Annotated in this window: 27 protein-coding genes and 1 pseudogene; 6 read left to right on the top strand and 22 right to left on the bottom strand. The window is 30.5% G+C overall.

The window, feature by feature from the left end; translation table 11 throughout:
* The 3 genes and pseudogenes from RWS90_RS01825 to RWS90_RS07850 all read right to left on the bottom strand — a co-directional run.
* Nucleotides 1-531, bottom strand: a 531-nt coding sequence (locus RWS90_RS01825) for a YSIRK-type signal peptide-containing protein (RefSeq protein ID WP_314548254.1), incomplete at its 3' end; no start/stop codon positions are given.
* 488 nt (nt 532-1,019) lie between these two features.
* Nucleotides 1,020-1,250 (bottom strand): transposase, encoded by a 231-nt coding sequence (locus tag RWS90_RS01820; protein ID WP_399541437.1) that lies wholly within the window; start codon nt 1,248-1,250, stop codon nt 1,020-1,022.
* Nucleotides 1,250-1,354, bottom strand: a pseudogene (locus RWS90_RS07850) (hypothetical protein); the annotation flags it as partial. The pseudogene RWS90_RS07850 and the gene RWS90_RS01820, both read right to left, overlap by 1 nt.
* A gap of 481 nt (nt 1,355-1,835) precedes the next feature.
* On the opposite strand from RWS90_RS07850, the gene RWS90_RS01815 reads away from it, so the two are divergent.
* Nucleotides 1,836-2,282 carry an FxLYD domain-containing protein gene (locus RWS90_RS01815; RefSeq protein ID WP_314548252.1) on the top strand — a complete coding sequence of 149 codons (447 nt, stop codon included), beginning with the start codon at nt 1,836-1,838 and terminating at the stop codon, nt 2,280-2,282.
* Between the two features lie 42 nt (nt 2,283-2,324).
* On the opposite strand, the gene RWS90_RS01810 is transcribed toward RWS90_RS01815, so the two are convergent.
* From RWS90_RS01810 to RWS90_RS01790, 5 genes are read right to left on the bottom strand one after another with little or no spacing between them, the layout of a single operon-like run.
* Nucleotides 2,325-3,404, bottom strand: coding sequence for an ABC transporter substrate-binding protein (locus RWS90_RS01810; RefSeq protein ID WP_314548251.1), 1,080 nt, complete (start codon nt 3,402-3,404; stop codon nt 2,325-2,327).
* A 1-nt stretch (nt 3,405) separates the two neighbouring features.
* Entirely contained in the window at nt 3,406-4,206 is an 801-nt protein-coding gene (locus RWS90_RS01805; protein ID WP_314548250.1) for an ABC transporter permease, read from the bottom strand.
* Nucleotides 4,206-5,024 carry an ABC transporter permease gene (locus RWS90_RS01800; protein ID WP_314548249.1) on the bottom strand — a complete coding sequence of 273 codons (819 nt, stop codon included), beginning with the start codon at nt 5,022-5,024 and terminating at the stop codon, nt 4,206-4,208. Before RWS90_RS01800 ends, RWS90_RS01805 begins: the two co-directional genes overlap by 1 nt.
* 2 nt (nt 5,025-5,026) lie before the next feature.
* A complete protein-coding gene (locus RWS90_RS01795) occupies nt 5,027-6,115 on the bottom strand; it encodes an ABC transporter ATP-binding protein (RefSeq protein WP_314548248.1) in 1,089 nt (362 codons plus the stop codon).
* 10 nt (nt 6,116-6,125) lie between these two features.
* Nucleotides 6,126-6,671 carry an XRE family transcriptional regulator gene (locus RWS90_RS01790; protein ID WP_314548247.1) on the bottom strand — a complete coding sequence of 182 codons (546 nt, stop codon included), beginning with the start codon at nt 6,669-6,671 and terminating at the stop codon, nt 6,126-6,128.
* Between the two features lie 334 nt (nt 6,672-7,005).
* Between RWS90_RS01790 and RWS90_RS01785 the strand changes: the two genes are divergently transcribed.
* The gene (locus tag RWS90_RS01785) at nt 7,006-7,854 is read left to right on the top strand and encodes an RluA family pseudouridine synthase (RefSeq protein ID WP_314548246.1); all 849 of its coding nucleotides are present in this window, start codon (nt 7,006-7,008) and stop codon (nt 7,852-7,854) included.
* Nucleotides 7,855-7,968: 114 nt separating this feature from the next.
* Here RWS90_RS01785 and RWS90_RS01780 read toward each other — a convergent pair whose 3' ends face one another.
* The 6 genes from RWS90_RS01780 to rpsB form a co-directional block, all read right to left on the bottom strand.
* Nucleotides 7,969-8,214 carry a YneF family protein gene (locus RWS90_RS01780; protein WP_314548244.1) on the bottom strand — a complete coding sequence of 82 codons (246 nt, stop codon included), beginning with the start codon at nt 8,212-8,214 and terminating at the stop codon, nt 7,969-7,971.
* Nucleotides 8,215-8,216: 2 nt separating this feature from the next.
* Nucleotides 8,217-8,426 carry a DUF896 domain-containing protein gene (locus RWS90_RS01775; RefSeq protein ID WP_314548243.1) on the bottom strand — a complete coding sequence of 70 codons (210 nt, stop codon included), beginning with the start codon at nt 8,424-8,426 and terminating at the stop codon, nt 8,217-8,219.
* 4 nt (nt 8,427-8,430) lie between these two features.
* Nucleotides 8,431-8,988: a ribosome recycling factor gene (gene frr, locus RWS90_RS01770; RefSeq protein WP_314548242.1), complete on the bottom strand. Its 558-nt coding sequence runs from the start codon at nt 8,986-8,988 to the stop codon at nt 8,431-8,433.
* Nucleotides 8,989-9,012: 24 nt separating this feature from the next.
* Entirely contained in the window at nt 9,013-9,726 is a 714-nt protein-coding gene (gene pyrH / locus RWS90_RS01765) for a UMP kinase (RefSeq protein WP_314086637.1), read from the bottom strand.
* Between the two features lie 119 nt (nt 9,727-9,845).
* Nucleotides 9,846-10,733, bottom strand: coding sequence for a translation elongation factor Ts (gene tsf / locus RWS90_RS01760; RefSeq protein ID WP_314548240.1), 888 nt, complete (start codon nt 10,731-10,733; stop codon nt 9,846-9,848).
* 56 nt (nt 10,734-10,789) lie between these two features.
* The gene (gene rpsB / locus RWS90_RS01755) at nt 10,790-11,527 is read right to left on the bottom strand and encodes a 30S ribosomal protein S2 (RefSeq protein WP_048801949.1); all 738 of its coding nucleotides are present in this window, start codon (nt 11,525-11,527) and stop codon (nt 10,790-10,792) included.
* A gap of 364 nt (nt 11,528-11,891) precedes the next feature.
* On the opposite strand from rpsB, the gene RWS90_RS01750 reads away from it, so the two are divergent.
* The 3 genes from RWS90_RS01750 to RWS90_RS01740 all read left to right on the top strand — a co-directional run bounded on the left by RWS90_RS01750 (nt 11,892) and on the right by RWS90_RS01740 (nt 14,544).
* A complete protein-coding gene (locus RWS90_RS01750; RefSeq protein WP_314548239.1) occupies nt 11,892-12,920 on the top strand; it encodes a metal ABC transporter solute-binding protein, Zn/Mn family in 1,029 nt (342 codons plus the stop codon).
* A 126-nt stretch (nt 12,921-13,046) separates the two neighbouring features.
* The gene (locus RWS90_RS01745; protein WP_314548238.1) at nt 13,047-13,757 is read left to right on the top strand and encodes an ATP-binding cassette domain-containing protein; all 711 of its coding nucleotides are present in this window, start codon (nt 13,047-13,049) and stop codon (nt 13,755-13,757) included.
* Nucleotides 13,750-14,544, top strand: a complete 795-nt coding sequence (locus RWS90_RS01740; RefSeq protein ID WP_314548237.1) for a metal ABC transporter permease — start codon at nt 13,750-13,752, stop codon at nt 14,542-14,544. The genes RWS90_RS01745 and RWS90_RS01740 overlap by 8 nt, the downstream gene beginning before the upstream one ends.
* A 105-nt stretch (nt 14,545-14,649) precedes the next feature.
* Here the strand turns inward: RWS90_RS01740 and RWS90_RS01735 are convergent, their stop codons facing one another.
* Nucleotides 14,650-16,344 carry a septation ring formation regulator EzrA gene (locus tag RWS90_RS01735; protein ID WP_314548236.1) on the bottom strand — a complete coding sequence of 565 codons (1,695 nt, stop codon included), beginning with the start codon at nt 16,342-16,344 and terminating at the stop codon, nt 14,650-14,652.
* A 305-nt stretch (nt 16,345-16,649) separates the two neighbouring features.
* On the opposite strand from RWS90_RS01735, the gene RWS90_RS01730 reads away from it, so the two are divergent.
* The gene (locus RWS90_RS01730) at nt 16,650-17,117 is read left to right on the top strand and encodes a GAF domain-containing protein (protein WP_314548235.1); all 468 of its coding nucleotides are present in this window, start codon (nt 16,650-16,652) and stop codon (nt 17,115-17,117) included.
* A gap of 77 nt (nt 17,118-17,194) precedes the next feature.
* On the opposite strand, the gene RWS90_RS01725 is transcribed toward RWS90_RS01730, so the two are convergent.
* From RWS90_RS01725 to rimP, 7 genes are all read right to left on the bottom strand, one after another.
* The gene (locus RWS90_RS01725; RefSeq protein WP_314548234.1) at nt 17,195-18,793 is read right to left on the bottom strand and encodes an ATP-binding cassette domain-containing protein; all 1,599 of its coding nucleotides are present in this window, start codon (nt 18,791-18,793) and stop codon (nt 17,195-17,197) included.
* A 78-nt stretch (nt 18,794-18,871) separates the two neighbouring features.
* Complete coding sequence (gene rbfA, locus RWS90_RS01720; protein ID WP_314548233.1) at nt 18,872-19,231, bottom strand: 30S ribosome-binding factor RbfA; 360 nt, start codon at nt 19,229-19,231, stop codon at nt 18,872-18,874.
* Between the two features lie 12 nt (nt 19,232-19,243).
* Nucleotides 19,244-21,298, bottom strand: a complete 2,055-nt coding sequence (gene infB / locus RWS90_RS01715; protein WP_314548232.1) for a translation initiation factor IF-2 — start codon at nt 21,296-21,298, stop codon at nt 19,244-19,246.
* Nucleotides 21,298-21,609 carry a ribosomal L7Ae/L30e/S12e/Gadd45 family protein gene (locus tag RWS90_RS01710; RefSeq protein WP_314086872.1) on the bottom strand — a complete coding sequence of 104 codons (312 nt, stop codon included), beginning with the start codon at nt 21,607-21,609 and terminating at the stop codon, nt 21,298-21,300. Before RWS90_RS01710 ends, infB begins: the two co-directional genes overlap by 1 nt.
* Nucleotides 21,609-21,896 carry an RNase P modulator RnpM gene (gene rnpM / locus RWS90_RS01705; RefSeq protein WP_314548231.1) on the bottom strand — a complete coding sequence of 96 codons (288 nt, stop codon included), beginning with the start codon at nt 21,894-21,896 and terminating at the stop codon, nt 21,609-21,611. The genes RWS90_RS01710 and rnpM overlap by 1 nt, the downstream gene beginning before the upstream one ends.
* 13 nt (nt 21,897-21,909) lie before the next feature.
* A complete protein-coding gene (nusA, locus tag RWS90_RS01700) occupies nt 21,910-22,941 on the bottom strand; it encodes a transcription termination factor NusA (RefSeq protein WP_314548230.1) in 1,032 nt (343 codons plus the stop codon).
* 20 nt (nt 22,942-22,961) lie between these two features.
* Nucleotides 22,962-23,426, bottom strand: a complete 465-nt coding sequence (gene rimP, locus RWS90_RS01695) for a ribosome maturation factor RimP (RefSeq protein WP_314548229.1) — start codon at nt 23,424-23,426, stop codon at nt 22,962-22,964.
* Nucleotides 23,427-23,495: the final 69 nt, after the last annotated feature.

Below are 23,495 nucleotides of genomic sequence, written 5' to 3'. Positions count from 1 at the left end.
TTCATTATCAGAGGCAGTAATTAAAATATATCCTCCTTCTTCAATTTTTGTTGGTTCCGAAATATCTAAATTATAAGAACCTAAGATTTGTTCACCAACTGCATACTGTGTGTTTCCATCAATTAATCGTCCAGATATCTTAGCACCACTATAATCAATTGTTTCCGGATCTGTTAATGCTCTTTTAGATCGTTTACTAATTTTCTTCCTATTTCTATTAGTAACTTCACTTGTAGTATCAACAATAGATGAATTACTATTATTTTCAGTAGGTTTTATAGAATCAGTATCCATTTGTTGGGGTGTTGTACTAGAATTTACACCCATTTTATCATTATTAGGACTATTTTTGGAGTTTACAGAATTATCATCTACATCGTCACTATTTCTATTGGAAGTAGTTTCAACAGCAGGCTCATTAGCTAAAGCTACAGATGCTTTACTACCTAAAAATACAATACCAGTACCTATTAAAACTGACGCTGCACCAACTTTTAATTTTTTTATCGAAAATATTTCCTTTCTTTCCATATGATTACATTTTCCTTTCTATAATGCTAATTATTTACACATTACATTTATCATCTATTTGTTATTATATTTTAATTAATGTGAATTATAAATTATTCCCTTTATATTATATCAGATTTATTATTTTTTATCAATTAATATATTGCAAAAACACCTTAAATACAACTTTAAAACCTTTTCTACTTTACCTTAAGTATAGTTAAATTTTACTAAAAATATATATAAAAAAAAAAAAAACAGGAAGTATTTTAGCTCTTTGTCAAATTCGGTTGATTTTGAAATTTAAGAGGAAGCTATACTATATTAAGTAATATAGCCTTTTTCCTATTTTTTCGTTTTAATTTTCTTTCTTTTCGGCGAGATTCTTGTGAATATCTAGGTTTCTTCTTAATCTCTGAAGGTGTAAACAGGCTAAAAACAAGGAGTATTTTACCTCTAAAGTTACTAAAAGATCTATATCCGTAAGAAATACGTTTAATAACCTTGATTTAATTATTAACCCCCTCTAAAGGACCGTTAGAAAGCCCATTATAGTAAATAGTATTTTTAATCTGTTTTTTATATTTTCTAAGTGTTTTAATAGCTGTAAACATATATCTAGGTAAAGTAGTTCTATCATTGATTAAAGCTTTAAATCTATCAAAATCATCTTTTTCAAGAGCTTCTCTAAGGTCTTGAATAAGCCAATAACATTTATATAACTGAGGATCTTGCTTAATTATGTAAATGATTTATGACAACTTTTACAAATAAAGCGCTGTTTATTTAGGTATAAGATAGCTGGTTTATCAGAGATAAAGGGCATTTTAACCTTTGCTTTTCTATACCCATTTTTTCCTACCTAACATTTCTTACAATAAGGGTAAACCTTAGGTGAAGCGTCTAATACTCCGCAATAAATTAAATGAACTTGTCCTTTTATGTTCTCCTTTTCTGTTTTATCTAGAATTTTTATATTTTTGTCAGTTATTTGTAGCGTTGTTTTAAGAGATTTGTTATAATTAGACATGTGAATGTAAATTTCCTTTCTTATTTTTTTGCTCATACTTAAATATAAAGGAATTTTACATTCTTTTCCGTTTTTTTATAAATTTAAATACGGCTGATTTTTATTAACAACCATATTTATTATAGATCCAAAACATTCATAAAAAACTCTCTTTACTGTAATTTCTATCCAGTAAAGAGGTGGATATATCTACCCTATAAAATTCATAAAAAAATTACTGCTGAATTGTGTTTTTCCTTGACTATATATATATATATATATAATATTAGTATAAAAATTTTATGGAGGAGTTATTATGTCAAAAAAAATTACAGATCAAGATGGGAATATATATATTCAAAAAAAACCTATCTATAAAAGAATTTGGTTTATAGTTTTAGCTGCAATTGTACTTATATTAATTATTCAGCAAACAACTGGTAATAAGAAAAAAGATGTCGAAGTTAAAAGTTCTACTCAAGAAACTCAAAAAGCTAAATATGAAGTTTCTGAACTAAATATAGAAAAAGATTCTTTTTCTAGCTATGTTACGGGTGTGTTAAAAAACAATACTGACAAAGAGAAATCATATGTTCAAGTTACAATTCCTGCTTACGATGCAAATGGTAATAAAGTTGGGGATGCTTTAGCAAACGTCAACGACTTAAAACCTAATTCTACATGGAAATTCAAAGCTATGTACCTTGGTTCTGAGAAAAATGTTACATTTAAAACTGAAGAGTTAAAAGTTAGTGGCTTTTAATATTAAAACGAGATTATCAAAATACGATAATCTCGTTTTATTTTATTTTCTATTGTTAATCTTGAATTTCAAGAATAAGTCGTTATAGAACTGAAGCATTTTTTTCTCTAAGTCCTCATATACCTCTGCTCTATTTCCAAAACTTTCTAAATCAGGATAAAATTGCTCATCACTTGTTGTTTCCTCTGGAAGCAACTCTTTGGCTTTTGTATTAGGTGTTGCATATCCTATAAATTCAGAATTTTTCGCAGCATTTTCTGGTCTTAGCATAAAGTTAATAAATTTATACGCCCCTTCTTCATTTTTAGAAGTTTTAGGAATTATGATATTATCAAACCAAAGGTTCGTTCCTTCTTTAGGTAAGGCATATACCATATTTTCATTTTCTTCCATAATGGCTTTTGCATCTCCTGAAAATACTACCGATACCCATGCTTCGTTGTTAATCATAAGCATTTTTTTCTCATCAGCATTAATTGCTTTTACATTCGGATGAAGTAATTCTAATTTTCTTTCAGCTAAGTTAAGATTTACTTCATTAGTGTCATTAACTGAATTCCCTTCAGATTGAAGTGCAATTCCCATCATTTCACGAGCCCCATCGATTAATAATACATTATTCGCTAGTCTAGTATCCCAAAGATCATTCCATTTTTCGAAAGTTAAATCCTCAGGAACTTTTGTTTTATTATATAAAATCCCTAATGTTCCCCAAAAATACGGAATCGAAAATTCATTGTTATGATCAAAACTTTTATCTTTAAACTGAGGATCAATATTGTCAAATCCTTCAATTTTACTATGATCAAGTTTTTTCAAAAGATTTAGTTTTTTCATCTTCTTAATCATATAATCTGACGGAATAACAATATCATATGGTGTTGATCCTGCTTGAATTTTTGTAAGCATTGCTTCATTCGAGTCAAAAGTTTCATATACTACTGAAATACCAGTCTCTTCTTCAAACTTTTTAATTAAATCTGGATCAATATATTCTCCCCAGTTAAATATTGTTAACGTTTGCTTATCACCACTATTTGAGCTATCAATAAAATCGCGGCTATACAGCATACCTAAACATATAACTAAGATTGAAACAGCTGAAATAAGTAATTTTTTCATATTATCTTACCTCCCTTTTTAATTTACTAGTATTAATTACATAATAAATAAGTACTGCTACAACTACGAAAATAGTTAACACTGTAGATAACGCATTGATTTGTAAGTTGATTCCTTGTCTAGCCATTGAGTAAATTTCAACCGATAATGTTTGAAATCCATTACCTGTAACAAAGAATGTCACAGCAAAATCGTCTAATGAATATGTTAATCCCATAAAGAATCCAGCCCAGATACCTGGTGTAATATATGGAATAACGATTTTACTAAGAACTTGTGAATATGTTGCTCCAAGGTCAATCGCAGCATCTACCATACTTTTTGGCATTTCATATAACTTAGGTAATACCATTAGAACAACGATTGGAATACTAAATGCAATATGGGATAATAATACAGACCAAAAACCTTGAATGCTATCTAATCCAGTGTACTTAGAAATAAATGTAAACATTAATAAAAATGAACATCCAATAATAACGTCTGGACTAACGATTAATATATTATTTCCAACTAAGAAAGAATTTTTTTGTTTGTTAGATTTTAAAGAATAAATACCTAGCGCACCTAACGTTCCAAATATAGCCGAAAACAATCCACAAAGTAGTGCAACAACAAGTGTGTTGATAACTATAACCATCATACGAGTATTTTCAAATAAATCAATGTAGTGTTTCCATGAAAAACCTTCAAAGTCTATCATTGTTTTACCCGAGTTAAAAGAAAAATACGCTAAGTAAATTAGAGGTATATATAAAATTGCAAAGATAACCCCTAAATATATTTTTGAAGTTAATTTCATTATTTTCTACCTCCAAAATTAGTTTTGTCTTTTGTATTAGTAAGTACCATAATAATACCCATCACTACTATTAAGAATACTGCGATAGTTGAACCTACTCCCCAGTTTTGAGTAACAAGGAAATGTTCCTCAATAGCTGTACCTAAGTTTATAATTTTATTACCTGCTACTAAACGTGTAATCATGAATAGAGATAAGGCAGGAATAAATGTTACCTGAATACCAGTTTTAACACCATTAACACTTAATGGGAAAATGATTTTTAAAAATGTAGTTTTAAAATCTGCCCCAAGATCATATGATGCTTCAATCAAGTTTTTATTCATACCTGAAACTGAATTATATATTGGGAGTAACATAAATGGTAAGAATATATAACTAGAAACAAAGATAAAACTAAACGAATTAAATAGTAAACTTTGTGTACCTATACCGATATACTCTAAGAAACTATTGATTGTTCCGTATTCACCAAACAATCCTAAAAACGCATAGGTTTTTAATAAAATATTAATCCATGTCGGTAGAATGATTAACAATAATAATAATTCTTTATGTTTACTTTTATTAATTGCAAATGCTAGCGGATAGCTAATTACTAAACAAATTAATGTAATTAAAAATGCATACCAAAAACTATATAGTGTCATCAGAACATATGTACTACTAAAGAAAATCTTATAGTTAGCTAATGTGAAATTTCCATCGATATCTCTAAACGAATAATATATTATCAGTAATATTGGAAATACTACAAAAAGTAACATCCACATTACATAAGGAATCATAAAAAATGAACGAGTTTTTTTATTAAACATTTCTACTCCTCCTCTTCATACGATTCAAGACGAGCATCAAATTCTTCTTCTGTTTCTCCAGGTACCATGATATGTATTGCTTCTGGATCGAAGTTTAAACCTACCGCAGCTCCTGGTTTTGCCTGTTTTGTTGAATGAACAATCCATTCATTATACTGGTCATCTAAACAACAAATTTCATAGTGAACTCCTCTAAATAGTTGAGTATCTACTACAACACTTATTTTACCTTTTTCTGCACTTGTAATTTCTAAGTCCTCTGGACGAATAACTACCTCTACTCTCTTATTCTTATCTAAACCAGCATCTACACATTCGTATTGTTTGCCATAGATTTCTACTAAATAGTCATCTAACATGACTGCATTAACTATATTAGATTCACCAATGAAATCAGCAACAAAACGGTTTACCGGCTCATCGTAGATATCAAGTGGTGTTCCACTTTGTTCAATTTTCCCGTGATTCATAACAAAGATATAGTCACTCATCGCTAGAGCTTCCTCTTGGTCGTGAGTTACATAGATAAACGTAATCCCTGTTTGTTGTTGAAGTTCACGAAGTTCATATTGCATCTCTTGACGAAGTTTTAAATCAAGTGCTGATAGTGATTCATCTAAAAGAATAATATCAGGTTCATTAATAATGGCACGAGCTATAGCAACACGTTGTTTTTGTCCACCACTCATCTCGCTTATATCACGTTTTTCAAAACCTACTAAGTTAACTTGCTTAAGAGCTTTTTTTACTTTCTTATTAATTACTTCTTTCTTTTCATTTTTAATTTTTAATCCAAAAGCAACATTTTCAAATACATTCATGTGTGGGAATAATGCATAGTCCTGGAACACAGTATTTACATGTCTCTTATTAGCTGGTAAGTCATTCACTACTTTTCCATCTAATAATACATCTCCTGAAGTAGGACTTAAGAATCCACCAATCAACTTTAAAATTGTACTTTTACCGCAACCACTAGGTCCAAGTAATGTATAAAATTTTCCTTTTTCTATTTCTAAATCAATGTTTTTTAGCACTTTATTGTTACCAAAAGACATGTTAACATTTTTAAATTCAACAATATTTGCCATGATTTTCTCCTTATAAATACGAATTAGTCGCTACTATTAACACTTCACATTCTTCATCAAATGGATTTGATAACCTATGTTCAGATGTAGCTAAAAAATAAAAACTTTCATGTGTAGAAGCAATATACTCCTCATCACCTAATTTTAATTTACATTTCCCTTTTAATACATAACATAATGTTTCAGACTCTGAGGGATCAAATGTTTTATAATTACTATTTTTATCTAACTTCAGTATTAGTGACTCCATCTCTTTCTCATTTGATTCAGGAACAAGCCAAGTAAGTTCATACCCTTCATCAGTTTCTTCATAACTAGTTTGATCCTCTAATGAGTAGTATACTTTCTGACTTGTACTCTCTTTATCAAAGAAATCTTTTGGAGCACACCCTAAAACCTGCAGTATATTAAAAAAAGTCTCCATCGATGGGGATGCTAAATCTCTTTCTACTTGAGATATATATCCCTTACTAAGATCAGTACGTTCTCCCAGTTCTTCCTGGGTGAGATTTTTTTGAATTCGTAATCTCTTTAATCTTTCACCTATAGAATACATAAATTCTCCTTCTATAATTAAAAGTTATTAATTGTTTATCAATATCTAACTTTTCGTTATATATGTTTATTATTATCTAACTTACTGTCATAATTGTTTACCATTATTAAACTTATCGTCACTTAAGTTTAACGTCAGTAAACTCTCTGTTTAGTATAATTAAATCACAAGTATTATATTACTATATTTCCTACTTAAAATCAAGCTAAAATTAAGCTATTTTTTAACTTTTTTAATAATTTTTAAACTCCTAAAATTCTTCATTTTTCTTTCTTAAATCAGCGTTTTAGTATATAATAATACTATCAACAAAAGACATAAACAAGGAGTCTCAATGAAATTTAAAATTACACAAGATTTCGTTAGTGTAGAAAGCTATTTAAGCCAATTCCTAAAGATTTCCAAAAAAAATATACACACTATTAGAATGAATAGTCATCACTATAAAGAAACTATAAAAATTAATAATAAAGAAGCGGCATTAAATTCAAATTTAAATGCTAACGATATTTTAGAAATAAACATCAATTTAGGTTCTTCTAATTATATCTCTAATAAAACAACATCAATATTAAAAGAATATGAGGATGAATATCTATTAATTGTTTCTAAACCTTTCGGTATTAAAACACATCCAAATGACATAGCAACAGAAAATGACACTTTAGTGAATTACCTAATCTCTGATTACAACTATCTAGAACCTATTCATAGACTTGATATTGATACGTGTGGGTTAGTTATTCTAACTAAAACTCCATTAATTAAAGCTAAACTAGATCAAATGCTTGAACAAAGAGATATTAAACGTTATTATACAGCTTTAATAAAAAATAATATTAAACCTCAGACTATAAATACTAATATTGGAAGAGACAGCAAAGAGAAGAATAAAATGGCTGTAACTAGAAATGGAAAAAATGCTATAACTAATATTCTTAGTTGCACGAAATTAGATCAAAATAAATTTTCTGTAACTTTATCATTGGAAACAGGTCGTACGCATCAAATACGTGTGCATCTCGCTTCTATCGGCGTTCCTATCATAGGAGATAAATTATACTCTAAAGATGGTTATAAATATGAAAAAATGTATTTAGGTGCATTAAAAGTAGTATTCAAACATCCTGTTACTCACAATTTAATAGAGATTAAATCTTCATTAGAAAGAGAATTTATATAATTCTAGTTATATTAAAGTTTTATAATTAATTATAAAATAGCGAATCATTTCATAATTTGAATTTAATATATATAAAAAACAGATGCGTTTTTTACACATCTGCTTTTTTATATATTATTTTTTCATTTGTTTGTGAGCTTGTTTTTGAGCTTTTTGCATGTTGCTCATAACTTGATTGATTTTTTTACGAGATGGTTTTTGTCCCATTTGACTCATCATACTCATAACCATATCTTCATTGATTTGAGGATTTTTTTCCATGTAGCTCATGAAATTACGTCTTGCTAGGAAGAAACCTCCTACAACACCAGCAAGTAAACAAATTGCTCCAACTAAAATTGTAACTGCAGTTGCACTCATTGTTAATTTCCTTTCTTCTTAGGAGTTATATCTTCTCCGTTTTCATTAATTACTCTAGTATTATCTAATATATTTCTCATATTAGCTTTAAAATTTTGTAAATATAATTGTCTATATTTAGCTAATTCTTCTGATTCCTCAGTAGTTAATTCACGCTCTTTTTTTGTAGCGTTAAGTGAATTAATTTTATCAATAACTTCTTTCATTTCCATATTATTATACACTCATTAACTCATCTTGTTTTTCTTTTGTTACTTTATCGATTTCAGCTACGAATTTATCAGTAACTTTTTGAATATCATCAGAATATCCTTTTAAATCGTCCTCAGTAATTTGAGAAGCTTTTTCTAATTTTTTAATAGCATCCATTGCATCACGACGAACATTACGTACAGCAACTTTAGCTCCTTCAGATTCTTTTCCTACTAATTTAGCAAGTTCTTTACGACGTTCTTCTGTTAAAGCAGGGAATACAATACGAATAACTGATCCATCGTTTGAAGGATTCAATCCTAAATCAGACGCTTGAATAGCTTTTTCAATATCTCCTAATAAAGTTTTTTCGTATGGAGAAATTACAAGCATTTTTGGTTCAGGTACAGATACTCCTGCTACTTGATTAATTGGAGTTGCAACTCCGTAGTAATCAACTGTTAATCTGTCTAAAACAGCTCCACTAGCTTTACCAGCTCTAATTGACGCTAATTCACGACGTAAGCTGGCAATAGCTTTTTCCATTCTTTCGTTTAAATTATTCATAATTTGTTCAGGCATAATTGTAAACTCCTAATATTAATTTTATTCAATAATTGTTCCTAAATTAGAATCAGAAACAACTTTAACAATATTATCTGCATCATCTATTGAAAAGACAATAATTGGCAGGTGATTATCCATACAGAAAGTAATTGCTGTAGAATCCATTATTGTTAACCCTTTGTTCATAATATCCATGTATGACAACTTATCATATTTAGTTGCTGTACTGTCAAGTTTTGGATCAGCAGAGTAAACACCGTCTACTCCATTTTTACCCATTAGAATAGCTTCAGCACCAATTTCTTTAGCACGTAATGCTGCTGTAGTATCTGTAGAGAAATAAGGATTCCCTATTCCAGCTGCAAATATAGCAACACGACCTTTTTCTAAATGTCTAATTGCACGTCTTCTAATATACGGCTCAGCCATTGCTTTCATTTCAACTGATGTTAATACACGAGTATCAACACCTTTTTGTTCTAGTGAATCTTGTAAGGCTAATGAGTTCATAACTGTTGCAAGCATACCCATTGAATCTGCTGTAGCACGCTCCATTCCTAGCTCTTCACCAGTCTTACCGCGCCAGATATTTCCACCACCAACAACAATAGCAACTTCTACTCCTTGTTTAACTACTTCTACGATTTGTGAAGTTATTTTATTAACAACTTCTGAATCAATTCCAAATCCTTTTCCACCTGCTAGTGCTTCACCACTAAGTTTATATAAAACTCTTTTATATTTAGTAGCCATTTCTATCCTCCTAATAAATTACAGACATTATTGTTCCTACTATAATCATTTTTTAAAAAAGCACACACAAGAAGTGTGTGCTTTACCTCTTTTAATAGTTTATATTAAATAGAGAATTATTATTTGCTAGCGTTAACTTGGCTCATTACTTCTTCGGCAAAGTTATCTTCTCTTTTCTCGATACCTTCACCAACTTCGTAACGTACGAATTTAGTAAGTTTTCCACCTTTTGATGCTACGAATTTTTCTACAGTGAAACTATCATCTTTAACGAATTTTTGTTTAACAACTGTGATTTCTTCTAGGAATTTGTTAATTCTACCAACGATCATTTTTTCAACGATGTTAGCTGGTTTTCCTTCGTTTAATGCTTGCTCAGTTAATACTTTTTTCTCGTGCTCAAGTACGTCAGCTGGTACTTCGCTTTCGTCTAGGTATCTAGGAGCTAATGCTGCGATATGCATTGCAACATCTTTTGCTGCTTCTTCATCTGTGCTTCCTTCAACAAGAGTAAGAACACCGATTCTTCCTCCCATGTGAGAGTATGCACCAAATGCATCAGCATCTGATTTAGTTACAACTTCGAATCTTCTTAATGAAAGTTTTTCACCAATTGTAGCGATTCCTTCATTAATTACAGCTTCAATAGTTCCACCTTGTGCTTCTACTTGAAGAGCTTCTTCTAAAGTTTTTGGTTCAGCTGCTAAGATAGCTTCTGCAACATTTTTTACTAAAGCAACGAATTTTTCGTTTTTAGCAACGAAGTCAGTTTCTGAGTTGATTTCTAAGATAACAGCTTTGTTACCTTTAACTTCGATGTAAGAAAGACCTTCTGCAGCGATTCTGTCAGCTTTTTTAGCTGCTTTAGCGATACCATTTTCTCTTAGGTAGTCGATTGCTGCATCGATATCTCCATCTGTTTGAGTTAGTGCTTTTTTACAGTCCATCATACCAGCACCAGTACGTTCTCTTAATTCTTTTACCAAACTAGCTGTAATTTGTGCCATTTTGATTTGCCTCCGTTATTTTATTAATTATTTTTCTTATTTATTTTAATCTAAAATTATTCTTCTGTTGCTTCTACTTCTTCTACGAAAGCTTCTTCAGTTCCTTCGATGTTTCCTTCGTTGTAAGCTACAAAAGCATCTGCCATTTTAGCTGTTAATAATTTAACTGCACGAATAGCGTCATCGTTTGCAGGGATTACATAATCAACATCGTCTGGATCACAGTTTGTATCTACGATACCAACTACTGGAATTCCTAATTTTTTAGCTTCAGCGATTGCATTGTGCTCTTTCTTAGGATCTACTACGAAGATTGCATCTGGCATACCTTTCATTTCACGAATTCCACCTAGGAATTTGTTTAATTTATCGTATTCTTTTCTTAATTCGATAACTTCTTTTTTAGGTAATACTTCAAATACTCCATCAGCTTCCATTTTTTCAATTTCAGCGATTCTGTCAATACGTCCTTTAATAGTTTTGTAGTTTGTTAAAGTTCCACCTAACCAACGGTGATTGATGTAGTATTGACCACTTCTTTCAGCTTCTTCTTTAATAGCATCTTGTGCTTGTTTTTTAGTACCTACGAATAACATTTTTCCGCCTTGATCAGCAACTGATTTTACGAATTCGTATGCTTCATCAACTTTTTTAACTGTTTTTTGTAAGTCGATAATGTAGATACCGTTTCTTTCTGTGAAGATGTATTTATCCATTTTAGGGTTCCATCTTCTTGTTTGGTGACCGAAGTGTACACCAGCTTCTAATAATTGTTTCATTGAAATAACTGCCATAGTTATTTTCCTCCTTGGTTTTTTCCTCCGACATTCTCTAGGCTTACTGCAAACATAAATGCACCGAGCAGCTACTCAAATGTCGTGTGTTATATTTTTGTTGATTTTTACTCAACTTTATTAATTATATAGCATTAGCAACTAAAAATCAAGTATTTTAATAAATTTTGAATGAATATTTCTACTAATTTTATTCTCCTCTTTATTCATTTAATATTTCAAAGAATTAAGTTTTATAATGTAGGAGAAATCAATAATTCACTCATTAATCAAAATAATTTCGTTTAAGCTCTTGATTTTTTTATTTAGTAGTATTATAATTTATTAGAACGTAATAATTACGAATAACGGAGGAATATTACTAATGAAAAAATTTTTAAAAATTATTTCAATAATTGCTGCATTCGCATTACTATTGGTCGGATGTTCAAGTAAAACTAATTCTGGAGCTACTAACTCTGGAAACAAAACTAAAATTGTTACTTCAGTAAACTTTTATGCCGAAGTTGCAAAAAGTATCGCAGGAGATAAAGCAGAAGTTTCTTCTATTATAAGTTCTACTTCTGTCGATCCACATGATTTTGAACCTACTGCGCAAGATGCAAAAACTGTTTCTGATGCTAACATTGCTATTCTTAATGGTGGTGGATATGATTCTTGGTTTGAAAAACTAACTGCTAATAATAAAGACGTCAAAAAAATAGATGGTGCTAAATTACTAGGACTTAAAGATGGAGAAAATGAACACATCTGGTATAATCCTGAAGTAATGAGTAAAGTTGCTGACGAACTTACTAAAGTTTTATCAGATAAAGATTCTTCTAATAAATCTTTCTATGAAAAAAATAGAGATAACTATAAAAAAGAACTTTCTAAAATTACTGATAAAATTAAATCACTAAAAGAAAAAGCAAATGGTAAATACGTTCTAACAACAGAACCAGTATTTGAATATGCTGTGGATTCTTTAGGATTCAAAACAACTGACCAAGTTAAAAAATTAGCACAAGCTACTGAAGAAGGTAATGACCCTGCTCCACAAGATTTAAAAACAATCCAAGAGCAAATCAAATCTAAACAAATATCATTAATCATCAATAATGTTCAAACTACTAACAAAACTATAGAAGGATTAATTCATCTTGCTGAACAAAACAAAGTCCCAGTTCTAAACGTTACTGAAACTCAACCTGATGGAAAAACTTACATTGAATGGATGTTAGATCAATACAATAAATTAGAAGAAATTCTTAACGGTGGAGCTGGAGAAAAAGCATATCATGTAGAAGGTGCTGAAGAAGGACATTCTCACGACCATGATCATGAAGGACATTCTCACAATCATTCTCACGGTGAAAAAGATCACGATGATGAGAAAGAACACAAACATTAATACGAAGATTAAAAATTAGTCTTCACATATTATAAATATGTAGTATAATATAAAGAAGAGATTCTAAATCGTATCTCTTCTTTTTTATACATTTGAATTAAAAAATAATTTAATATAGGAGATTTTATGACTGAATTAATTATAAAAAATCTCACTTATTCTATAGGAGATAAAACAATACTAAACAATATTTCTTTTTCATGTATACCTGGAGAAGTCGTTGCAATAGTTGGTAAAAATGGCGTTGGTAAAACTACATTACTTAACAATATACTTCAAAAATTAAATAAATCCGAAGAAATTAGACTAATAGGAGAAAATCCTACTCTTGGATATGTTCCACAATTTAGACAGATAGATGAAGAACTACCTTTATCTGCTAGAGATTTTGTATCTCTTCCTATTCAAAAAGGATTTTTCCCTTGGCTTAGCAAAAAAGAAAAGGAAAGTATCAATGATTCGTTAATTTTAACTAATTCTATTAAGTTACAAAACAAATCAATAGGAATGCTTTCTGGTGGAGAAAAACAACGTGTTTTCTTAGCTCAGGCTTTAGTTAATAAACCTAATTTGCTACTATTAGACGAATTTACATCTAATTTAGATAAAACTAGTGAAATTGAATGCATGACTCTTTTAAACAATATTACAAAAAATGAAAACATCATAACTTTGTGTATAACTCATGAATTATCGCTTATCAATGAAAGATATGTCGATAAAATTTTGTACTTAGAAGAAAACAACTATAAATTTATTAGTATTGATGATTATAATAGAGAACAGAATAACTTGAAACTTTGCAAACATTATGTAGGAGATAACAATTATGCTTAATTACGATTTTATGCAAAATGCTTTTATAGCAGGAACTATTGTAGCTATAATGGCAGGATATATAGGTGTGTTTGTTATGGCTCGAAATATGTCATTCATATCACATACACTTTCTCATGTTGGGTTTGCTGGTGCAGCATTTGCTGTTTTTTTAGGTATTAATCCAATATACGGTTTACTTATATTTACAATTACTATGTCTTATCTTGTTGGTCACCTTAGTGTTAAAGCATTTAGAAGAGAAGCTACTGTAAGTGTAATGTTGGGAATTTTCCTAGGATTAGGTTTACTCTTCTTATCATTAACGCCAAAAAGTACAAGTTATGTGAATAACATCCTTTTCGGTAGCGTAGTATCAATAACTAGAGATGATGTGAAACTAATCTTTTCGCTAGCTATTGCAGTTATACTATTCCTTTCTATGTTCTACAGAAAAATTAAATTTGACTCTTTTGATGCCATCGGTGCTCGCGCTCTTGGACTGAACGGGAAGTTTATATCTATATTTTTCCTAGTATTACTTTCTGTAGCTACAAGTATCACTGTACCGGTAGTTGGAGCATTACTTATGTTCGTATTGCTTACTGTTCCAGCAAGTGCAGCTAGATATCTGACTAACAAAGTCGGTTTAATGATTGCTATATCAATCTTTTTTGCTCTGATTGGAACATGGGCTGGGATTACTCTTTCTTATTATACATCTCTACCCACTACGTTCTTTATAGCAACTATTGAAGCAATATTTTACTTTGCTAGTTTAGGATACTTTAATCTAAAAAGAAAATAAATTTATAAGTAGCTATTCAAAGATTTATTACCAATACAAATTTTGAATAGCTTTCTTATTAAGAAAAAGCCTCAGTCTTATTTTCATGACTAAGGCTTTTTTATATTATCTTGGTTTTACTGAATTTCTTATTCTTTCGTATGCACCTGGCTCAACTTTGTCTAGAGAATTTCTAATAATTTCTAGAGTTTTGTTATAACGATATTCTCTATAATATTGCTCAGCAACAGTTAATTGTTGATGGAATTCAATATTATCTTTTCTGTATCTGTTCGCATAACGAATAAGTTTTTCTATTAATTCTATATCAGTAAGAATATTATTAACTTCTGAAGCGTAGATATCTAATGATTCTTCTGCCTCAGCAACAGCACGTTTTAACAAATCAATGTTAATTGGTTCTTTTTTAAGTTCCTCTATAGCGTATTTATAGCTATCCGTAACATCTTTGTATAATACGATAAATCTATCGCTAAATCCTGGCACTCTTGAATTATCTAACTTACGTTTAATAACTTCTTTTTCTTGATTGATGAAGATAAGTTTTTCACGAGAGTGACCTTCTTCTTCACGTAGACTCGTTAAGTATCTTGAATAATTAGTTTGATCTTCTTCGATTTTTTCTAAACCTTGACCTAATAATTCCACTTTTTCTTTCAAATCTTTATAATTAAGTTTAGGTTGATTATTTATATAAACATCGATATCATGTTTAACATCAAGTAACTCACTTAATTCATCATAATAGTTAGCTACCATTTCTTCGTCTTTTTGATAGATTTGGTATCTATTTTTGATTTCTTGAATATTATTGTATAGAGCTTCATTTAATTTATCTTGTAATTCAAGTTTATTAGTTATTTCTCTATAGTTTTCTTCAATGTATTTTTTATAATCAAGTTCTTTTTTTAGATCATTAGAAACTTCATCGATAACATCATAAATACCATCAAGAATATTTTCTATTAAATCTATATCACCAGATTTAACTTTCTCACGAGCATCACTAAGCTGCCATACACTACTTTCTATTTTACTTGAAATTTCTAAGTGAGTAAGTTTAAATCCTTTTTTCTCCATTTCCTCAACTTTAAGTCGTAATGACTGAATTTGAGCTGGACAAGTTTTTTCAATCTCTTTTAACAAATCTGGTAATACTTCCATTCTGTCTTTTAGACTTGTTACTAATTCTTTTACAGAATTAATCTTATCTTGAGCTTCTAAATATTTACCAGTAGATGTTAGAAGTTTGAAATCATCAAGTTGTGGGGCGATTTCTTTGATATTAACTTCAAATTGTTCTGCTGCCGCACCATATTGATGACGTTTCGCTAATAATTCTCTATTAAGCTCTTTATACTCAACAACGATTTCTTCATATAGCTCTCTATTTCTAGGTTCAACTTCTGTTAATTCTTTAATTTCTCTTCTAATTCCAGCGATTCTGTCTTTAATATTGGCAATTAATTCACCGCTATTCATAATCACTTCATCAGCTCGTTTGAAATTAAATTTATCAATATAAGTTTCTGCACTATAAAGATCTCTGTCAAGTTCCTCAATGTCAATGCTTTGAATTTCGTACCATTCACTTTCCCATTGAGCATAAAGCTTCTCAGCTTTACCCGCAATCTCAAGTGCTTTTACCTTTTTCAAATCATCAGACAGTGTTTCTCTCTCTAGCTCATCTTTCATAACTAAAAGAGGGTATAAATCTTGTTTTTTCCTATTTCTAAAGACGAATAGGGCTACTACTCCTCCAAGAACAAGGATACACACAAATAAAAATATATATGTCATATATCTTCCCCCTGAAATTTTATATTTAATTTTTTACGTTTATTAATACAATAACCTAACAAAATTATACCATTTTTATCGCAAAAAACAAAGTGTTTCAGTCATTTTTTTAAATTTTTTTCTCAAAAAAATATCTAAATATTTAAAATTAATTATAATCTCTCCTTATAATTAGAAAAATTCCCTCAAAAATATCGATTACAAATTTCCTAAAGAATATTATTTAATATCTATCGTCCATATCACTTTATTTTTTGTATCTAATATGCGAAAATATAATAAAGTCTTTTTACAGAGGTATCTAAATGAATATAGTAGAAAATAAACAATTATTTATAGCACAAGCCACAGCACTAGTATCAGGAGAAGATAATTTAGTTACTAATTTATCTAATTTATCAGCTCTATACAAAGAATACTTACCAAATACAAACTGGGTTGGATTTTATTTATTAGATGAAGCTAATAATAATTTAGTTTTAGGACCATTCCAAGGAAAAGTTGCCTGTACTCGTATTCCATTTAATAAAGGTGTCTGCGGCCATTGCTATACAACTCGCGAAACTATTTACGTTGAAGATGTTCATAAGTTTCCTGGACATATTGCTTGTGATAGTGCTACAAATAGCGAATTAGTTATTCCTATCATTCAGAGCAATAAAGTTGTAGCTTTGCTTGATATCGATTCTATAGAATTTAATAGGTTTTCAGAAGAGGAAGTAGCTGCATTTAGTGAAGTTACCAAAATAGTCTTTGAGAAAATAATTTTTTAATAATATTATTAAAAGGAGAGTGACTCAACAAAATCGATTTATCCAAAATCACGATTTTTGAATCACTCCCTTTTTTATTAATCTATAATCCCTTTGAATCTTAGATAGTTTTCATAATCCATCTCTTTATTGATTGCACCTTCAGGTGTTAATTCAACTACTCTATTTGCAATTGTTTGAATAAACTCATAATCGTGAGATGTGAAAAATACAGAACCTTTGAATGCAATAATACCTTCATTGACTGCTGTAATAGACTCTAAGTCAAGGTGGTTTGTAGGTTCATCTAAAAGAATAACGTTAGCTTTAGATAACATCATTTTAGATAACATACAACGCATTTTTTCTCCCCCTGATAATACATGAGCGCGTTTAAGTGCTTCTTCACCAGAGAATAACATTCTACCTAGGAATGAACGTAAGTACGCTTCACTTTCTTCTTCAGGAGAAGCATATTGACGAAGCCACTCTACTAGTGAAAGTTTTAATCCTTCAAAGTATTCAGAGTTATCTTTTGGCATATAACTTCTAGAAGTTGTAATACCCCATTTAACTGTTCCACTATCTGGTTCCATTTCACCTGCAAGAATTTTTAATAATGTAGTTTTAGATACCTCATCTCCTAAAAGGATAACCTTATCATTAGGATTTACAGTGAAACTTACATTGCTTAATACTTCTTTACCTTCAATAGTTTTACTTACACCATCAACGATTAATAAATCATTTCCAATTTCACGATCTGGCGTGAAACGAACATATGGGTAACGACGACTACTTGGTTTAATATCGTCAAGAGTAATTTTATCAAGCATTTTCTTTCTACTTGTTGCTTGTTTTGATTTAGAAGCATTCGCTGAGAAACGTGCGATGAATTCTTGTAATTCTTTAATTTTTTCTTCTTTTTTCTTATTATTATCTTCTGCCATTCTTCTAGCAAGTTGACTAGATTGATACCAGAAGTCATAGTTACCAACATATAGTTGGATCTTACCAAAGTCTAAGTCACAAATGTGCGTACAAATGTTATTTAAGAAGTGACGGTCGTGACTGACTACGATAACAGTGTTCTCAAAGTTAATTAAGAACTCTTCTAACCACTTAATTGCACCAATATCTAAACCGTTGGTAGGCTCATCCAGAAGAAGTACATCCGGATTACCGAATAACGCTTGGGCTAAAAGAACTTTAACCTTAATAGCATTATCAAGCTCACCCATAAGCATATCGTGAAACTCTACAGAAATTCCTAATCCTTCAAGAAGTTGTGCTGCATCACTTTCTGCAGTCCAACCATCCATTTCAGCAAACTCACCTTCAAGTTCAGCAGCGATGATTCCATCTTCCTCAGTGAATGGATCTTTCATATAGATTTCATTTTTACGGTTCATAACATCCCAAAGACGTTCATGTCCCATCATTACAACATCAATAACTCTGTTTTCTTCATAAGCGAAGTGGTTTTGACGAAGTACTGCAAGACGTTCACCTTTTCCTAAAGAAACATGTCCTTGTTGCGAATCTATTTCACCAGATAATAATTTTAAAAATGTTGTTTTACCTGCTCCATTAGCTCCGATTAAACCGTAGCAGTTACCATTTGTAAATTTGATATTTACATCTTCAAATAATTTTCTATCTGCAAAACGTAAACCTAAATTTGTTACTTGTAACATTATATTCTCCTTTAAATTCTATAATACTTTTAAATATTCGAAAAGTTCAGAGCCTATTACAGGCTCCAAACACTTCAATTATTCTTCGTCTTCTTCCTTTTTACTGACACTAGCTATTAAACTTTCAATGTGTAAAGCATATTCAGCAGTAGTGTCGTATTGGAAAATAAGTTCTGGAAATTTTCTAATTTTAATTTTCTTAGCAACTTCACTTTTCACGAAACCTTTAATTTTCTTAAATGCTTCTTTTGTTTTTTCTTTTTCACGTTCCCCACCTAAAACAGTGTAGAACACTTTAGCTTGAGAATAATCTCCTGTCAAAGCAACTTCTGTTACAGTAACAAATCCTAAATCATGATTCTTAACTTTTGTAGCTAATACATAAGTAATTTCTTTTTTTATTTGTTCTGCAAGTCTATTAACTCTAAGTTCTGACATAAAGTTTGCCTCCTATTTTTTTACTTCTTCCATGATGTATACTTCGAAGACATCTCCTTCTTTAATATCATTGAAGTTTTCTACAGTCATACCACATTCATAACCACTTTGTACTTCTTTAACATCATCTTTAAATCTTCTTAATGTATCAATTTCACCTTCGTAAATTACTACACTATCACGGATTACACGTACTTTACCATCACGCGATACTTTACCTTCAGTTACATAAGCACCAGCGATTGTACCAATTTTAGATACTTTATATACTTGACGTACTTCTGCAAGACCGATAACTTTTTCTACGAATTCCGGATCTAATAATCCTGTCATCGCTGCTTCGATTTCTTCTATAACTTTATAAATAATGCTGTGAAGACGGATATCTACTTGCTCAGTTTGAGCCATTTGTTTAGCGTTATTATCAGGACGCACGTTAAATCCAATTACTACTGCATTTGATGCTACTGCTAATGTAATATCAGATTCATTAATCGCACCAACACCAGTGTGAATAATACGCACGTTAACTCCTTCAACATCAATTTTAGCTAATGACATAGCTAATGCCTCAACAGAACCTTGAACGTCTGCTTTAATTATAATGTTAAGGTCTTTCATCTCACCTTGTTTCATTTGTTCGAATAATGTATCTAATGAAACAGCTGAATTTGCTTGACGAGTAGTTTCAATATATTGTTGTTGACGTTTTTCACCGATTTGACGAGCAGTTTTCTCATCTCCAAATACTACGAAACGATCTCCTGCATTTGGAACGTCTTGTAACCCTGTAATTTCTACTGGTGTAGATGGTTTGGCTGTTTGAATGTTTTTACTACGATCATTAATCATAGCACGAACACGACCAAATGTGTTACCTACTACAAGCGGATCTCCAACATTTAAGCTACCATTTTGTACTAATAATGTTGCTACTGCTCCACGACCTTTATCAAGTTTAGCTTCGATAACTGTACCTAAAGCTAAACGATTAGGATTGGCTTTTAACTCTTGCAATTCAGTCACTAATAAGATATTTTCTAATAATTCATCAATACCATCACCTTTAAGAGCCGAGATTGGTACGAAGATTGTATCTCCACCCCACTCTTCCGAAATTAGTCCATATTCTACTAATTCATTCATTACTCTATCAGGGTTAGCTTGTGGTTTATCCATTTTGTTAACCGCAACAATAATAGGAACGTCAGCTGCTTTAGCATGGTTGATAGCTTCGATTGTTTGAGGCATAACACCATCATCTGCTGCAACAACTAAGATAGTTACGTCGGTAATTTTTGCTCCACGTGCACGCATTGTTGTAAATGCAGCGTGACCTGGTGTATCTAAGAATGTAATTTTTTTATCTTTAGCACGTACTTGATAAGCACCGATATGCTGAGTGATACCACCTGCTTCACCAGCTGTAACACGAGAATTTCTAATTGTATCTAATAATGTTGTTTTTCCGTGGTCAACGTGTCCCATAATTGTTACGATTGGAGCACGTTCTTTAAGATCTTTTTCAGCATCTTCTACTTCAAAGTAAAGATCTAAATCTTCTTTATTGATTTCTACTTCCTCTTGGATTTCTTTACCATAGTCCATAGCGATTAACTCTATTTGCTCTAAAGTAAGAGATTGGTTAATATTCGCCATAATTTTAAGTTCCATGAATAATTTTTTAATAAGTTCAGTCGAACTTACACTTAGAGCTTCTGAAAGTTCACCAACTGTCATTCCATCTTTTACTAAAATAGTATCTTCTGAAATTGATTCTTCTGTTGGAACTTCAATAATAGCTGGTTGTTGTTTTTGAGCTTTTTTATTTTTCTCTTTTTTATTTTTTTTCTTTTTATTTTTCTTACCTTCGTTATTTGAAGTTTGCTCATTTTGAATAGTTTCCTCTTGTTTCTTGAAGACACTATCAAGCTTAGCTAACCCCTCTTCTGTTAGCATTGACATATGATTCGACACTTCAATATTCGCGTCTTTTAAAATTGTAATAAGGTCTTTTGATTGTTTTCCGACTTCTTTGGCGTACTCATAAATTCTGACTTTTTTCATTACTGTCTTCCTCCTTCTTCTAATAATTGTTTAAATTTCTTTATAAATCCATCATCAGTTATTCCCACAGCTACACGATTGTCTCTACCAATCGCAATACTAATATTTTCTATTGTAGAAAATTCGATGCATTTAACATTATAAAAATTAGCTTTATCCGTTAATTTCTTTTTTGTATTAACACCACAATCCTCAGCAATAACTAACAATTTGATTTTATTATTTTTTAAATTCTTTGTAATTAAATCTTCACCTGTAATAAGTTTACCTGCCCTTTGCATTAAACCTAATAAATTATATACTTTTATCATTATTTCTGTGGAATTGACTTTCTATAAATTAATCTAATTACTTCGTTATAGATAGGTTCCATAACTTCAGGTGACGTTGAGAAAAATTTCTCTAATTGTTTCTTTTCTTGTGCAACTTTTATAACTTCTAGGTCAGCTACAACATAAGCTCCACGCCCAGCTTTTTTCCCAGTTGGATCTACAGAGATTTCGCCTTCTTTATTTTTAACAATTCTTAATAAATCTTTTTTAGCAAACATCTCATTTGTTAGAATACATTTTCTTGTTGGTATTTTTCTTTTCTTCATAATCAATACCTCACTATTCAGCAGCTTTTATGTCAATTTTCCAACCTGTTAATTTAGCAGCTAGACGAACATTCTGACCTTTTTTACCAATTGCTAGTGAAAGCTGATCATCTTTAACTTTTACATTTGCAATTTTTTCTTCTTCATCAATTATGATTTCTTCTACTTTAGCAGGTGCTAACGCATTAGTAATAAATTTAACAGGATCAGCATCCCAAGTAATAATATCGATTTTTTCACCGTTTAATTCTTCAACTATACGATTAACACGTTCTCCTTTATTACCAACACAAGCTCCTACAGGATCAATATTTTTATCTTCAGCATAAACAGCTAATTTAGTTCTTTCTCCAGCTTCACGTGATACACTCTTAATTTCAACAGTACCACTATAAATTTCAGGAACTTCGATCTCGAATAATCTTCTGATAAATTCTGGATGTGATCTTGAAGCTAATACGTGTGGTTTACTTCCACGAGTTGGATTATCAACTTTCGCGATATATACTTTAATTGGAGTTTGTGGAACATAAGTTTCACCTTTAACTCTTTCATTTTCACCTAAAATCGCTTCAATTTTACCTAATTTAACATAAACATATCTTGTATCTATTCTATCAATAGTTCCTGATAAAATTTCACCTTCGTGTTCGATATATTCTTTATAAAGAATTTCCTTTTCAGCTTCGCGAAGTCTTTGTAATAATGCTTGTTTCGCAGCTTGCGCTCCAACACGTCCAAAATCACTTGGTAAATCAACTACTTCATAAATATCCCCTACTTCATATGCAGGGTTGATTTTCAAAGCATCTTCTAATGCAAACTCAATTCTATCATCATAAACTTCTTCTACAACATCTTTTCTAATGATAAATTTGTAATCACCTGTAGCTCTATTGAAATCTACTCGTACATTTTTAGCAGCATTAAAATTCTTTTTATATGCAGATAATAAAGCTAACTCAATAGCTTCTACTAATATATCTTCTGCAATTCCTTTTTCTTGTTCAATTAATTTAATAGCTTTAAGCAAGTCCTTGCTCATCTTTCATTCTCCTTTAATAATTAAAATTTAACAGCTAATCTAATTTTAGCGATTTTAGTGTAATTAATCGTAGATTTTTTTACTCTCGCTTTATCTTTATATTCTATCGTGATTTCTTCACCTTCAACAGCTAATATATCACCATAAAATTCTTTTTGACCATCAATTTTTTCATATGTTTTTATATAAACATGCTTCCCAATAGAATTAGTAACTTCTTCTAAGTTTCTTAAATCTCTCTCAATACCCGGTGAAGAAACTTCTAAATAATATTTATCACTAATAAAATCTTCTTTATCAAGTTCTTCAGCAAGTTTTTCACTTAATAACACACAATCATCAAGCGTAAGACCGCCATCTTTATCGAAGTAAATACGTAAAAAGTACTCTGTACCCTCCTTAACATATTCCACATCATAAAGAGAAAATTCCGTATTTTCAGTCTGTTTCATTGCTATAACTTTAACTTTTTCTACAATACTCATACAGCATACCTCTTTCTTAAATTTTTATTGCAATATAAAAGAGCGGAGAACCTTTCAAAATTCACCACC

It is taken from the genome of uncultured Gemella sp. (assembly GCF_963529685.1).
Classification (GTDB): Bacteria; Bacillota; Bacilli; order Staphylococcales; family Gemellaceae; genus Gemella.
This window is presented reverse-complemented; position numbering and strand designations above follow the sequence as displayed.